The sequence below is a fragment of the Streptomyces sp. NPDC057616 genome (assembly GCF_042800575.1).
Classification (GTDB): domain Bacteria; phylum Actinomycetota; class Actinomycetes; order Streptomycetales; family Streptomycetaceae; genus Streptomyces.
The window spans coordinates 38,973-53,039 of the sequence record NZ_JBHVGU010000004.1 but is presented as its reverse complement, the minus strand read 5'-3'; the positions used below and the strand labels follow the sequence as shown (position 1 = coordinate 53,039).

Here is a 14,067-nt window from a genome sequence, read left to right as displayed (position 1 = left end):
GCAGTTGCGGCGGGGCGTGCGAGTGCGAGATTGCGCGCGCGCAGGCGGCGGCGCGCAGAAGTGCCCTGGTCAGGGCGGCGGGGATACGGAAGTCGAGCTTCCGCTCAGAAGGTGCGACAGAGCATGGCGGCGACGCGGCACAGGTCGACTGCCCGCCGCTTCGTGAGATCCGCCTGTCGCTTCATGCCGTCGATCGTAGGGACGGACAGGCTGGCATGTCACCGGTGTGTCGTATGGTGAGACGCGATCGTCCGGGATGTGGGAAACGATCTCGGCCCGCGCCGCCGCCGCACGGCTCACGGGCGGATGTATCGGTCATCACCGCTACGGCGCGGACGGCGACGTCTCGCGTTTCGGACACCCGGCGGTCACTCCGGCGCCGCCCGGCGTCCTACCCCGCGAGCTTGACGTTCGAACCCCTCACCGTGATCTCCACACCGTTCTGCGCGGCCTGCACACTGTCCAGCTTCACGTCACCGGGCAGCTGGTCGATGGTCTGCTTGAAGTCGGTGATCGCGCGGACGCGGGAGTCGGCGAGGTCGACGACCAGCTTGGGCAGGTTGTCGGCGTGCACCTGCACGTCGTCGCCGTGGACGGCCACCGTGCTGAGCACGGGGTAGGTCCGGGTGCCGAGCGGGGTCCGGAACTTGACGTCGACCCGGATCTTGCCGTTGCCGCCGTCGGAGAGGCCGACGACCTGGGCGGTGACCCCGCTGATGATCGGCGTCGGCTGCGACTTGGCCGCCTTGAGCAGCTCGCCGTAGGCGATGGTCGCGGTGCCCGTGGCGGTCGAGGCGGTGGCGGAGCTGTAGTCGCCGGAGAAGGAGACGCCCTTCATGTGCGCCTTGAGGTCGTCGATACGGATCGTCGCCGGTCCGCCCTTGCCGCCGTTGCCGGTGTCGGCCTCGTAGTTCTTGATGCCGACCTCGACGTCGTCCAGCTTCCCGGAGGCGACCTGGGTGAGGAAGGGGAAGCCGTTGATGGACACGTCCGGGGTGGAGGCGAGGTTCTCGGTGGTCTTCAGTTTGGAGGCCGCCTCGTCCTCGGCGAAGTACACCGCGACCCGGTCCGCCACCACGAACAGGCCGCCGAGGATCACGACGACGATCAGAAGTATTCGCAGCGCGCGCATGCGATGTTCCCCCACCTGGCCGGACGTTCACGAGTGGTCCCGACGACCGGGTGGCCGCCCAGCGCGAGCGTAACCCTGGGGCGGGCGACCGCCCGGGAATTGTCGATCACCTGTGACAGGAGCCGCCGCGGCACGGCCGGTCCTATCCGAGGGCCCGCCCCAGCACGTACACCACCGGTGCCGCGGCCGTCAGCGGCAGGGCGACGCCCGCCGTGAAGTGCACGAACCTCGACGGGTAGTCGTAGCTCGCCACCCGGTGGCCGATCAGCGCGCACACCGCGGCGCCCGCACCGAGCAGCGCGCCCTTCGTGCCGAAGCCGGTCATCGAGCCGACCGCGATGCCCGCGCCCGCGGCGGCGAGCAGCGCGACGACGACCGACGCCGAGGTGGGCAGCGGCAGGGCGCGGGCCAGCACGGCCACGGCCACCGCGGCCGCGCCGACGGTCACCGCGGCCGCGCCGACGGTCGCCGCGTCGGCCGAGGCCGCGAGGTACCCGGCCGCGACGATGGACAGCGCCGCCGAGGCGACGCCCGCCATCAGGCCGTACATCCGCTCGTCCGGGTCCGCGTGCGAGCGCAGCTGGAGGACGAGGGAGAGCAGGACCCAGACGCCGAGGGTGCCGAGGATCGCCGCCGGGCCGTTGCCCCGGCCCGCCACCAGCAGCGCGACGTCCGCGACCAGTGCGCCGAGGAACGCCAGCGCGATGCCCTGCCGGGCCGGCCACATGCCGTTGAGCCGGAACCAGCCCGCGGCGGTGACCGCCTGGAGCACGACGAGCGGGACGAGCAGCGCGTACGGGCCGACCGCCGCCGTGCCCGCGAGCAGCAGCCCGAGCAGGGCCGTCAGCCCGGCCGGCTGCATGCCCGGCTCGATGATCGGGGAACGCCCTTCGAGGCGGGCCCGCTGGGCGTCGGTGACGCGGGCGTTGCCGGCGAGGGTGGCGGGGCCGTAGCCCGCGTCCGGGGACGCGGCGGCGCCGGGGGCGGCGGGTGCGGGCGCGGGGGCGGCCGGCGCGGGTGTCTGCGGCGGCTGCTGCCACTGCTGCTGCGGGGCCGGCTGATGCGCCTGGTGCGGCTGGGGCGGCTGCGCCGGCATGTACGCGGTCTCCGCCGCGGACATCGCCGAGGGCGGCGGCTGGGCGTCCCACGTCTGCCCCTGCCACTGCTGCGTGTACTGCTGGGCGGCGTACGGGTCGTCGTACCCCTCGTAGCCCTCGTAGCCCTGCTGCGGCTGCTGCTGCCCGGGCCAGGCCTGCTGCTGCGGCTGCTGGTACGGGTCGTACGGCTGATCGGTCATCCTCACCCTCCTGCGAACGGCGGGAGCACCTCGACCGTGCCGCCGTCGGCCAGCCGTACCGTCTCATGTCCGCGGGTGCCCACGGGGTCACCGTCGACGAGGAACGAGCATCGCTGCAGGACGCGCGTCAGTTCACCGGGGTGTCGCTCGCGCACGGCGTCGAGGGCCTCGGCGAGGGTGGCCGCGGCGTACGGCTCCTCGGCGACCCCGGCCGCGGCCTTCGCGGCGGCCCAGAAGCGCACCGTGACCTTTGGCATCCGGTTCCTCAACTAACGGTCAATGGGCAGCCGGTCGGCTGTGTACCCCGTCAGGCTAGCCCGCCCGTGCGACGGCCCAGTCCCCGATCCGGTCCAGCAGGTCGTCCGTGGCCGCGTGCTCGGCGTGCCCCATGCCGCCCTCGATCCACAGTTCGCCGTGGTCACCGGCCGCGGCCGCGAGCGTGCGGGGGTGGTCGAGCGGGAAGTATCCGTCGCGGTCGCCGTGCACGACCAGCAGCGGCGTGGGAGCGATCCGCGGGACGGCCTCCACCGGCGACAGCGGCACCGGGTCCCACTCGCGGTGGTGGATGCGCGTACCGAATCCGTAGCGGCCCACCAGCCGGCCCTCGGGACGCGTTACCAGCCAGTGGAGCTTCCGCATAGGGGCGGTGCCGCGGTAGTACCAGCGGGCCGGTGCACTCACCGAAACCACCGCGTCCGTGGACGCTTCCGTGCGCCCCTCGCGCCCCGGCCCGTACAGCGCCGCGTGCCGCAGCACCACCGAGCCGCCCATGGAGAAGCCGACGGTCACCACGCGCGCGTGCCCGAGCCCGCGGGCCCAGCGCACCGCGGCCGCCAGGTCGAGCACCTCCCGGTCGCCGACCGTGGAGCGCCCGCCGGACGCGCCGTGGCCCCGGAAGGAGAAGGAGACGACCGCCCCGTACTGCGCGAACGCCTCGACCACGCGGCGCACGTGCGGCTTGTCCGCGTCGCCCGTGAAGCCGTGCGCGATCACGAACACGAGGCCAAGGGCGGGTGTCGCGGGAGCATCGGATGCAATCGCCGGCGGATCGTATACGGCATCGATCGGCACACCGTCGTCCGTGGTCAGAAACGTCCGCAAAGGCGTGCGAGTGCCCGTCTCGGGATGCGGACGAACGGTGGAACGCGCCACACGACCTGCCGGAGTGATGCTCATGTGGGCTATTCTGCTGGGCAGAGGACTCGGGCAGCGTAGCCCCCGGGTCCTTTTGTGCTTTCGGAAGCGTTGTATACGAAGCGGGAATCGCCGGGAAATTCCAGGTGACCGCAGGTGTACGGGCCCCGGGATCGCAGCACGCAGGTGACGCACCGCACACGTCCTCGCAGGGACCGAGGAGGAACCAGACGTATGAGTTCTCTGCTGCTCCTGACCAACGCCCTCCAGCCGTCGACGGAGGTGCTTCCCGCCCTCGGCCTCCTGCTGCACAACGTGCGCGTGGCCCCGGCCGAGGGGCCCGCCCTGGTCGACACCCCCGGCGCCGACGTCATCCTCGTCGACGGCCGCCGCGATCTGCCCCAGGTGCGCAGCCTGTGCCAGCTGCTGCGCTCCACCGGGCCCGGCTGTCCGCTCGTCCTGGTCGTGACCGAGGGCGGCCTCGCCGCCGTCACCGCCGACTGGGGCATCGACGACGTACTGCTGGACACCGCCGGCCCCGCGGAGGTGGAGGCGCGACTGCGGCTGGCCATGGGGCGGCAGCAGATCGTCAACGACGACTCCCCGATGGAGATCCGCAACGGCGATCTGTCGGTGGACGAGGCGACGTACTCCGCCAAGCTCAAGGGCCGGGTCCTCGACCTCACCTTCAAGGAGTTCGAGCTCCTGAAGTACCTCGCGCAGCACCCGGGCCGCGTCTTCACCCGCGCCCAGCTGCTCCAGGAGGTCTGGGGCTACGACTACTTCGGCGGCACCCGCACGGTCGACGTCCACGTACGGCGGCTGCGCGCCAAGCTCGGACCCGAGCACGAGTCGCTGATCGGGACCGTCCGGAACGTCGGTTATCGATTCGTTACGCCCGAGAAGGGCGATCGCTCCTCCGAGGACGCCAAGGCCAAGACGGAACGGGCAAAGGCGGACAGTGCGGACGAGGCCGCCGACCGCGACGGTGCCGAGGTGGCGGCGGAGGCATGACGGACCTCTGACGGGGGCATCGGTTCCGCACAGGCGGTCCCGAGGGATGCTTCTCCCGCCCTGCCCGGAGCGGGTATATCCGCGTAGACTCCGCGCGTGGCCAAGGTGACTCGGGATGATGTGGCACGGCTGGCGGGGACCTCCACCGCCGTCGTCAGCTATGTCATCAACAACGGACCCCGGCCGGTCGCCCCGGCCACGCGCGAGCGTGTCCTCGCCGCCATCAAGGAGCTGGGGTACCGGCCCGACCGCGTCGCCCAGGCGATGGCGTCGCGGCGCACGGATCTCATAGGCCTGATCATCCCGGACGCCCGCCAGCCCTTCTTCGGGGAGATGGCGCACGCGGTCGAACAGGCCGCCTCCGAGCGCGGGAAGATGGTGCTCGTCGGCAACACCGACTACGTGGCCGAGCGCGAGGTCCACTACCTGCGGGCCTTCCTCGGCATGCGGGTGTCCGGACTGATCCTCGTCAGCCACGCCCTCAACGACCTGGCGGCCGCCGAGATAGAGGCCTGGGACGCCCGTGTGGTGCTGCTGCACGAGCGGCCCGAGGCCATCGACGACGTCGCCGTGGTGATCGACGACCTCGACGGCGCCCAGCAGGCCGTCCGCCATCTGCTCGGACACGGCTACGACTACGTCGCCTGCATGGGCGGCACCGCCGAGACCCCCGTCGTCGGAGACCCGGTCTCCGACCACGTCGAGGGCTGGCGGCGCGCGATGGAGGAGGCCGGCATCCCGACCGAGGGCCGGCTCTTCGAGGCGCCGTACAACCGCTACGACGCCTACAAGGTGGCCCTGGAGATCTTCGCCGGGCCGCGGCGCCCGCCCGCGATCTTCTGCTCCACCGACGACCAGGCGATCGGCGTGCTGCGGGCGGCGCGCGAGCTGCGCATCGACGTGCCGGGCGAGCTGGCGGTGGCCGGCTTCGACGACATCAAGGAGGCGGGTCTCGCCGACCCGCCCCTGACCACGGTCGCCTCGGACCGCTCCGCTATGGCCAGGGCGGCCGTGGACCTCGTGCTCGACGACGGGCTGCGGGTGGCGGGCTCACGGCGGGAGCGGCTCAAGCAGTTCCCGTCCAGCCTGGTGGTACGGCGGTCCTGCGGCTGCGAGGGCTGAGCAGCACCGCCGTACACCGTCGGGCCGGGTGGTTCAGAACAGCAGGTTGTACTGGGTGAACCCGGTCCCCAGCTTCACGCGCGAGCCGAACAGGCTGCTCGACGCCTTGCCCGTGCCGGGGTACAGCCACAGCGTGCCGCCCGAGTCGCGGGTCATTACGTCGGCGACGCCGTCACCGGTCACGTCGCCGTTCGCCACGTAGGACGTGAAGTTCCAGCCGGTGCGGGCCTGGATGCGGGACGACCACGGGGTGTGCTCCTGCTGGGTGCCGCGGTACAGGTAGAGCACGCCCGAGCCGTTGCGGACCAGCAGGTCGGCCTTGCCGTCGCCGGACAGGTCGCCGTGGCCGAAGATCTTCACGCCCTTCCAGGCCCTGTCGACGACCTTGACGCGGCCGTAGAACTCGCCGGTGCCCTTGCCCGGGTAGAGGTAGACCGAGCCGTCCTTGTCCACCGCGACCAGATCGGGGCGGGCGTCGCCGGTGAGGTCGCCGGGGATGGCGTACGAGGCGTAGCCGCCCCACACCGAGGTGATCCGCATCCAGGTGAACTCGCCCGTGGCGTGGTCGAAGTAGCTGCGGTGCAGCGTGCCGTCGGCCTTGTCGCGGACGATCAGGTCCTGGTAGAAGTCCCGGTCCAGGTCGGCCTGCAGGCCCCAGCTGATGCCCTCCCAGCCGTTGCCGGTGTAGGCCCGCTGCGCGAGGGACGTGCCCTTGCTGTCCTGCTCGAAGAGGTTGCCCGACGGGGTGCGGGCGAGCAGGTCGGCCCGGCCGTCGTAGGACAGGTCGGTGTCGTCGATGCGCGGCTGGGCGGCCCAGGTGTACGCCTTCACCTTGGTGAAGACGGGGTAGGCGCCCTGCGCGGTGCAGCCCTGGACGCCCCAGGACACGATACCGATGATCTTGCCGCCGGAGACCAGCGGGCCGCCGGAGTCGCCGTTGCAGGGCGTGGTGGTGCCGGCGTCGCCGCCGGTGGCCGGGGTGCCGGCGCACAGCATCGAGCCCTCGGCGAAGTCGTCCTCGCCCAGGACGCTCTGCATGGCGCTGTTGCAGGTCGAGTCGGCGACCAGGGACAGCGGCGCGGTCTTCAGCTTGGCCGACAGGTCCGCGCCGTCGGCGCCGGAGGTCAGGCCCCAGCCGTAGACCGCGGCGTCACGGCCCGCGGTGTAGAGCGCGTCGTCGTTCGAGGCGGCCAGCCGCAGCGTCGGCATGTCCAGCGGGCGGTCCAGGGTGAGGACCGCGACGTCGTTCTGGATGGTCGAGGCGCTGTACTTCGGGTGGTTCCACTGGCGCCACACACCCGCCACGGTGCCGCTCGTGGAGTCGTACAGGTCGGTCGTCCCGGCGAGGACGGCGCCGTTCTTCACCCAGTCCAGGCCGGCCACGCAGTGGGCGGCGGTGAGGACCTTGTTCGGGGCGACCAGGGTGCCGCCGCAGAAGTAGCCGTCGCCGGTGGTGTCGTCGTAGTAGGCGAGCTGGACCATCCACGGCGCACTGGAGATCGTCGTCTCGCTGCCGCCGATGATGAACGGGCTCGCCTTGGCCGTCCTCGGGGTGGCCGTCTTCTCCGCGGCCTTGAGCACTCGGGAGTGCAGCTCCTGGTCGGGCGCGGTGGGCCGCGGGGCGGACTGCTGCTGGGCCTTCACCCCAGGGTCGGGCAGTCCGTCCGACGCGTTCGCCGGCTGGGCGGCGAGGACGCCGGCACAGCTGAGGGCGAGCGCGAGGGCGGCCGCGGGAAACGCCGTGGCGGGACGTCTGAGGCGGCCGCGCAGGGCACGTATCACCTAGGTCTCCTGTGATGGTTGACGAGTAAAAGAGTGTGTACCGACCAAGATTGCGCCCCACCGGTCACGCTTTACACAGGGCTTACACAAACCCGAGAAGTATTCGCCCGCGGCCCGCCGTGATCTCATGTCACGGCCACTCCCCGTTTCCCTTCGGCCCCGGCGGTGCCGCGTCTTTATATCGGGCAAACGAGGTTCTGCCGGGCTTCTCAGCCGGCACTCAGGAAGCTCTCATGGTCACGGGACAGGCTTGGTTCCATGACCGAGAGCTTCCGCCGCAGCGGCGAGTACGAGAGTGATGAGAACCCGTACCAGGGCGCTCAGCAGCATGCCTCCTCCCCGGTGAACCCCGAGTGGCCGCCCCCGCCGGCGCAGCCGCCGGTGCAGCCCGCACAGCCGGTCACGGTCGAGGGTGCCGGTTACGGCGGCTACGGCGGTGACGGCAGCGGCGGCGGTACGGCTCTCCTGGCGGAGCCCGTGTCCGCCCCGGCGCCGAAGAAGCGGACCCGGGGCCCCGTCGCCCTGCTGGCCGCCGTGGCGATCGTCGCCGCGGCCGTCGGCGGCGGTACCGCGTACGCCTTCCAGCAGCTGACCGGCAGCGACACCGTCGCCTCCAGCAGCACCAGCACCAGCGTGGTGCCCTCCAGCAAGAAGGGCGACGTCGCCACCATCGCCGCGGCCGTGAGTCCCAGCGTGGTCGAGATCAAAGCCACCTCGAACGCCGGCCAGTCCACCGGCTCGGGCGTGATCATCACCAGTGACGGCGAGATCGTCACCAACAACCACGTCGTCTCCGGCGCCTCCTCGATCAAGGTGACGACCAACAGCGGCAAGAGCTACACCGCGAAGGTCGTGGGCACCGACAGCAAGAAGGACCTCGCCCTGATCAAGCTGGAGAACGCCTCCGGCCTCAAGGCCGCGAGCCTCGGCAACTCCAGCGGCGTGCTGGTCGGCGACACCGTCGTGGCGATCGGCTCCCCCGAGGGCCTGAGCGGCACCGTCACCAGCGGCATCGTCTCCGCGCTCGACCGCGACGTCACCGTCTCGACCGACGAGAACCAGGGACAGGGCCAGAACCAGGGCGGCGGCAACGGCCAGTGGCCGTTCTCCTTCGGCGGCCAGCAGTTCAACGGCGACACCGGCTCCTCCACGACGACGTACAAGGCGATCCAGACCGACGCCTCGCTCAACCCGGGCAACTCCGGCGGCGCGCTGATCGACGCGGCGGGCAACGTCATCGGCATCAACTCCGCGATGTACAGCGCCAGTTCGCAGTCGTCCTCGGGCTCCTCCGACGCCGGCAGCGTCGGCCTCGGCTTCGCCATCCCGATCAACACCGTCAAGGCCGACCTGGCAAGCCTCCGGGCGGGCGGCAGCGACAACTGATCCCCCACGCACCCACAGGGAGCACGTCATGATCAAGCAGGTGTCCCACCCGGTCTCCGGCCTCGACCCCGCCGGCCTCGCCCTGGCCCTGGAGGTGGCGTACGAACTGCACGCCCCCGTGGGCCGGGCGCCCGAGGTGGCGGCCGTTCCCCAGCTGATGGGCCTGCGCACCTCCGCGGCCCGCCCGCACCGGCGCAAGGTGCCGCTCAACCACCTGACGGCGCTGCGCGGCTGACCGCGCACCCCCGCTCCGTACGCGGCCACGGGGAACCGTGCGAGGCTGAAGGCGTTCAGCAGGTTCAAGCAGATACAGGTACTTTCAGCCCCTTGCCGTCCCACGCACCCGAGGAACCCGAAACCCATGAGCCCCGCCGCCGATGGCGACCGTGACCCCCAGCGCATCCTGATCGTCGACGACGAGCCGGCGGTGCGCGAAGCACTCCAGCGCAGCCTCGCCTTCGAGGGGTACGACACCGAGGTCGCCGTGGACGGTGCGGACGCCCTGGAGAAGACCACCGCCTACCAGCCCGACCTGGTCGTCCTCGACATCCAGATGCCGCGCATGGACGGCCTGACCGCCGCGCGCCGGATGCGCGGGGCCGGTACGACGACGCCGATCCTGATGCTCACGGCGCGGGACACCGTCGGGGACCGGGTGACCGGGCTGGACGCCGGTGCGGACGACTACCTGGTCAAGCCGTTCGAGCTGGACGAGCTCTTCGCCCGCGTCCGCGCGCTGCTGCGGCGCAGCTCCTACGCCGCGGCGGCGCTCGCCGGCACGGACCAGGAGGACGAGGCACTGGCCTTCGCGGACCTGCGGATGGATCTGGCGACGCGGGAGGTGACGCGGGGTGGGCGGCCGGTGGAGCTGACGCGCACCGAGTTCACGCTGCTGGAGATGTTCATGGCCCACCCGCGGCAGGTGCTCACGCGTGAGCAGATCCTGAAGGCCGTGTGGGGCTTCGACTTCGAGCCGTCCTCCAACTCGCTCGACGTCTACGTCATGTACCTGCGCCGCAAGACCGAGGCGGGCGGCGAGCCGCGCCTGGTGCACACGGTGCGCGGGGTGGGGTACGTGCTGCGCCAGGGCGGCGCGGAGTGAGGAAGGTCCTGCGACGCTTCCAGACGCTGCCGATCCGGTCGCGACTGGCGATGCTCGTCGCTGCCGCGGTGGCTTTCGCGGTGGCGGCGGTGTCGGTGACGTGCTGGTTCATCGTGCAGGGGAAGTTGTACGACCAGGTCGACGGCGACCTCAAGGACATGGCCCGGCGACCCGGTACGGTCCAGGCGCTGCTGGCGAGGTGCACGCAGACCCCGGGGGAGAACACCCAGCCGTTCCACGGCCGGAACGACTACGTGCAGGCGATCAAGGAGCAGGGCCGTCCCTGCGTCGACCCGACGTCCCCCGGCACGGTCAAGGTCACCGGCGCCGACAAGAAGGTCATCAGGGACGCCAAGCCCAACGCGGGCTTGTTCCGTGACGGCACCGACGAGGACGGCAACGCGGTGCGCGTGCTGACCCTGTACCTGGGCGTCGACACGAACGACTCGAAGGGTGTCGCCGTGCTCCTCGCGACCCCCCTCAACAGCACCCGGTCCACCCTCAACGAACTCGCCCTCATCCTGCTCCTCGTCTCCGGGGTCGGAGTTCTCGGCGCCGGTGCGGCCGGGCTTGCCGTGGCGCGGGCCGGGCTGCGACCCGTGGACAAGCTCACCGAGGCCGTGGAGACCGTGGCCCGGACCGAGGACCTCAGCGTGCGGATCCCCGTGGAGGACGACGCCGAGGACGAAGTCGCGCGGCTGTCGCGGTCGTTCAACTCCATGACGTCCGCCCTGGCCAGCTCCCGCGACCTGCAGCAGCAGCTCATCGCGGACGCCGGGCACGAGCTGCGCACCCCGCTCACCTCGCTGCGCACGAACATCGAGCTGCTCAGCCGCAGCGAGGAGACCGGCCGCCCCCTGCCGGAGGCGGACCGCAAGGCGCTGCTCGCGTCCGTGAAGGCGCAGATGACCGAACTGGCCGCGCTGATCGGCGACCTCCAGGAGCTGTCGCGCTCCGAGGGCCAGCGGGGCGAGCGCGTACAGGTCGTGTCGCTGGAGGACACCGTGGAGGCCGCGCTGCGCCGCGCCCGGCTGCGCGGCCCTGAGCTGACGATCACCGCGGACCTGCAGCCCTGGTACGTCCGGGCGGAGCCCGCCGCGCTGGAGCGGGCCATCGTCAACATCCTCGACAACGCGGTGAAGTTCAGCCCGGAGCACGGCACGATCGAGGTGGAGCTCGGGAGCGGCGTCCTCACCGTCCGCGACCACGGCCCCGGCATCGACGCCGACGAACTCCCGCACGTCTTCGACCGCTTCTGGCGCTCCCCCAGCGCCCGCGCCCTGCCCGGTTCGGGCCTCGGCCTGTCCATCGTGGCCCGCACCGTCCAGCAGGCCGGCGGCGAGGTCGCCCTGGAACGGGCCGAGGGCGGCGGCACCGCGGTGACGGTACGGCTGCCGGGGGCGCCGACGCCTCCGCCGGAGACGCCGGAAACGCCGTAACGGATCCTGCGGACCGCCACCGCGAGGGGTATCCCCCAGCTCAAGCGCACCCGTCTGCCAGTCCCGGCACAGCCCTTCGTCCCACCGTGTTCGGATGGCGCGGAAGACAACGGACGGCCGCACGGCCGTCGAGCTGGCCGGGGTGTCCGGGGTGTCCGGGGACCCGCCCGACTTCGTCCTCATGGACGTCACCATGCCCGGCCTCGACGGGCTGGCGGCGACGCGGCGGATCCGGGCCTCCGGGTCCACCGCGCCGATCCTGATGATCACCGGCCGGGACGCGGTGGGCGCCCGTATCGTCGCCCTCGACAACGGCGCCGACGGCTACCTGATGAAGCCGTTCGCCGCCGAGGAACTCCTCGCGCGCGTACGGGCGCTGCTGCGGCGCGTGCCGCGGCAGGCCATCGCGGCGGCACGGGCCGCCGACGGCCTCGCCTTCCAGGACCTCACGCTCGACCCGCGCACCCGCGCCGTCACCCGCGGCGGCCGCCGGCTGGAGCTGACCAGGACCGAGTACCTGCTGCTGGAGTACCTGATGCGCCACCCCGGCAGGGTGCTCGCCCGGCGGCAGATCCTCGAGGACGTCTGGGGCTTCGACTACGAGCCCGCCTCCAACACCCTCGACGTCTACGTCATGTACCTGCGCCCCAAGCTGGCGAGCCGCGGCGAACGGCGGATCGTCCGGACCGTGCGGGGCCTCGGCCACACCCTGCGGGCTACCACCTGAGGATCATCGTCTCGTCGTGCGCCGGCGGTGCGTCGGCCACGGCGTCCGGCAGGGGCTCGGCGAGCCGGGCGTACGCGCCCCGCCGCGCGAGGAGTTCCCGGTGGGTGCCCGCCTCCACCAGGCGTCCGCGGTCGACGACCAGGATCCGGTCCGCGTCCGGCGCGAGGCTCAGATCGTGCGTGATCATGATCGTCGTACGGCCCGCCGCCAGCCGGCGCAGCGGCTGCACCACCTGCCGTGCGGCGACCGCGTCCAGGCCCGCCGTCGGCTCGTCCAGGACGAGGACCGGGGCGGAGCGCAGCATCGCGCGGGCGATGGCGATGCGCTGGAGCTGGCCGCCGGACAGGGCGGCCGTGCCGGGCGCGAGGGGGGTGTCGTAGCCCTCGCGCAGGGCCTCGATGAAGTGGTGCGCCGCCGCGTCCCGGGCCGCCCGCTCGATCTCCGCGTCGCTCGCGCCGGGCCGGCCGCAGGCGATGTTCTCGCGGATCGTGCCGCTGAGGACGAGGGTCTCCTGGGGCAGCAGGGCCACGTTCTCGCGCAGGAACTCCAGGGGCAGGTCCGTGAGCGGGACGCCGTCGAGGGTGATCGTTCCCTGCGCGGGGTCGTAGAAGCGGGTGAGCAGCTTGGACAGGGTCGACTTGCCGGCGCCGCTGGCACCGGTGACCAGGACCAGCTCGCCGGGGCCCGCGGTGAAGGTCACGTCGCGCAGGGAGGCCCGGGGCGAGCCGGGGTAGCGGAAGGACACGTCGTGGAAGGCGACCCAGCCGCGCACCGGCCACGCGGCGACCGGCTCGGCGGGGTCGGTGACGGACGGCCGCGCGTCCAGGATCTCGTTCAGGCGCTGGGCCCCCGCGGTCGCGGCGGTGAGGGTGAGGCCGAGCCGGCCGAGGCTGCGCACCGGCGGGTAGAGATAGCCGATGAAGGCGGCGAAGGCCAGCAGCTGGCCGAGGGTCATCCGGCCGGCCGAGATCTCCCAGACGCCGAGGCCGATCACCGCGAGGACGCACAGCGTCTCGACGACCTCGACGAACTGCTCGTACATCTCGCCGAGCCGGGCGCCGCGCACGCTCGCCCGCATCCAGGCGCGGGCCTCGCGGTCCAGCCGCTGCTCCTCGTCCCGGCCGCGGTTGTAGGCCTGGGTGAGGACGATGTTGCCGAGCGACTCCTCGACCACGGAGGTGATCGCGCCGTCGGCGACCCGCTCGTCCTGGGAGGCGGTCCTGATGCGGCCGGAGAAGCGGCGGGCGGCGAGCAGGAACAGGGGTGCGAGGACGAAGGTGGCCAGGGCCAGGTCCCAGCGCAGGTAGAGGGCGGCCGCCGCGTAGAAGACGGCCGAGAAGGCGGCGGAGACCGTGCCGACGACGCCGGAGACGACCATCTGCTCGATGGCCTCGACGTCCCCGGTCAGCCGCTCCACCAGGTCGCCGTGGCGGTGGCGCTGGAAGAAGTGCGGCGGGAGCCGCTGGACGTGCCGGAACACGCCCGCCCGCAGCCGCAGCACGAATCTCTCGGCGGTCCAGGTGGCGAGCGAGTTGCCGAGGTAGCCGACGAGCGCGCCGAGCACGGCGACCCCCAGCCAGGCGCCGGCCGGCCCCCAGAAGGCGGCGAGCGAACCGGCCTTCAGGGCATGGTCCGTGAGCTCGGCGAACAGCAGGATCGAGGCGGTCTCGGCGAGCGCGGACACCACCACGCATCCGACGATCACCGCGAGCCACCGGCGGTCGCCGCGGGTCAGCGGCCAGAAGCGGCTGAAGGCCGCCCGGATCTCGCTCATGGTCAACTCCTCTCGGGCACGGGGCGGGGCGCGGCGCACCGGACCCCGGACATGGCCGAGGCGGGGCCACCGGCGCGAGCACACGCTCGCCGCGCCCCGTTGTCCCTCCCCCCCAGGGAAACCCGCGCCCGTGGCCCACGGGGCACTTCTAGGTGCGC

The 14,067-nt window shown here is 72.2% G+C and carries 14 protein-coding genes; 7 read left to right on the top strand and 7 right to left on the bottom strand.

The annotated features are described in order from the left end of the window. Positions 1 to 104: 104 nt before the first annotated feature. From ACFU97_RS05545 to ACFU97_RS05525, 5 genes are all read right to left on the bottom strand, one after another. Positions 105 to 185, bottom strand: a complete 81-nt coding sequence (locus tag ACFU97_RS05545; protein WP_350310325.1) for a putative leader peptide — start codon at positions 183 to 185, stop codon at positions 105 to 107. Between the two features lie 206 nt (positions 186 to 391). Continuing rightward, entirely contained in the window at positions 392 to 1,132 is a 741-nt protein-coding gene (locus ACFU97_RS05540; RefSeq protein WP_384251265.1) for a DUF2993 domain-containing protein, read from the bottom strand. Positions 1,133 to 1,274: 142 nt separating this feature from the next. Beyond that, positions 1,275 to 2,429, bottom strand: a complete 1,155-nt coding sequence (locus ACFU97_RS05535; RefSeq protein WP_384251263.1) for a hypothetical protein — start codon at positions 2,427 to 2,429, stop codon at positions 1,275 to 1,277. A gap of 2 nt (positions 2,430 to 2,431) precedes the next feature. Beyond that, complete coding sequence (locus ACFU97_RS05530) at positions 2,432 to 2,686, bottom strand: MoaD/ThiS family protein (RefSeq protein ID WP_384251261.1); 255 nt, start codon at positions 2,684 to 2,686, stop codon at positions 2,432 to 2,434. 55 nt (positions 2,687 to 2,741) lie between these two features. Further along, positions 2,742 to 3,605 (bottom strand): alpha/beta hydrolase, encoded by an 864-nt coding sequence (locus ACFU97_RS05525; RefSeq protein WP_384251259.1) that lies wholly within the window; start codon positions 3,603 to 3,605, stop codon positions 2,742 to 2,744. Between the two features lie 192 nt (positions 3,606 to 3,797). Between ACFU97_RS05525 and ACFU97_RS05520 the strand changes: the two genes are divergently transcribed. After that, positions 3,798 to 4,577: a winged-helix domain-containing protein gene (locus tag ACFU97_RS05520; protein ID WP_384251257.1), complete on the top strand. Its 780-nt coding sequence runs from the start codon at positions 3,798 to 3,800 to the stop codon at positions 4,575 to 4,577. Between the two features lie 96 nt (positions 4,578 to 4,673). Then, the gene (locus ACFU97_RS05515; protein WP_384251255.1) at positions 4,674 to 5,699 is read left to right on the top strand and encodes a LacI family DNA-binding transcriptional regulator; all 1,026 of its coding nucleotides are present in this window, start codon (positions 4,674 to 4,676) and stop codon (positions 5,697 to 5,699) included. A 33-nt stretch (positions 5,700 to 5,732) separates the two neighbouring features. Here ACFU97_RS05515 and ACFU97_RS05510 read toward each other — a convergent pair whose 3' ends face one another. Beyond that, positions 5,733 to 7,481, bottom strand: coding sequence for a trypsin-like serine protease (locus tag ACFU97_RS05510; protein WP_384251253.1), 1,749 nt, complete (start codon positions 7,479 to 7,481; stop codon positions 5,733 to 5,735). A 258-nt stretch (positions 7,482 to 7,739) separates the two neighbouring features. Here ACFU97_RS05510 and ACFU97_RS05505 point away from each other — a divergent pair, with 258 nt between their 5' ends. The 5 genes from ACFU97_RS05505 (at position 7,740) to ACFU97_RS05485 (ending at position 12,135) form a co-directional block, all read left to right on the top strand. Further along, positions 7,740 to 8,867, top strand: coding sequence for a S1C family serine protease (locus ACFU97_RS05505; protein ID WP_384251250.1), 1,128 nt, complete (start codon positions 7,740 to 7,742; stop codon positions 8,865 to 8,867). 28 nt (positions 8,868 to 8,895) lie between these two features. After that, positions 8,896 to 9,102 (top strand): hypothetical protein, encoded by a 207-nt coding sequence (locus ACFU97_RS05500; RefSeq protein ID WP_384251247.1) that lies wholly within the window; start codon positions 8,896 to 8,898, stop codon positions 9,100 to 9,102. Between the two features lie 126 nt (positions 9,103 to 9,228). Further along, the gene (locus ACFU97_RS05495; RefSeq protein ID WP_384251245.1) at positions 9,229 to 9,969 is read left to right on the top strand and encodes a response regulator transcription factor; all 741 of its coding nucleotides are present in this window, start codon (positions 9,229 to 9,231) and stop codon (positions 9,967 to 9,969) included. Continuing rightward, a complete protein-coding gene (locus tag ACFU97_RS05490; protein ID WP_384251242.1) occupies positions 9,966 to 11,408 on the top strand; it encodes an ATP-binding protein in 1,443 nt (480 codons plus the stop codon). Before ACFU97_RS05495 ends, ACFU97_RS05490 begins: the two co-directional genes overlap by 4 nt. Positions 11,409 to 11,502: 94 nt before the next feature. Next, positions 11,503 to 12,135 carry a response regulator transcription factor gene (locus tag ACFU97_RS05485; protein ID WP_384251240.1) on the top strand — a complete coding sequence of 211 codons (633 nt, stop codon included), beginning with the start codon at positions 11,503 to 11,505 and terminating at the stop codon, positions 12,133 to 12,135. Here the strand turns inward: ACFU97_RS05485 and ACFU97_RS05480 are convergent. Next, positions 12,125 to 13,909, bottom strand: a complete 1,785-nt coding sequence (locus ACFU97_RS05480; protein ID WP_384251238.1) for an ABC transporter ATP-binding protein — start codon at positions 13,907 to 13,909, stop codon at positions 12,125 to 12,127. The genes ACFU97_RS05485 and ACFU97_RS05480 overlap by 11 nt on opposite strands. Positions 13,910 to 14,067: the final 158 nt, after the last annotated feature.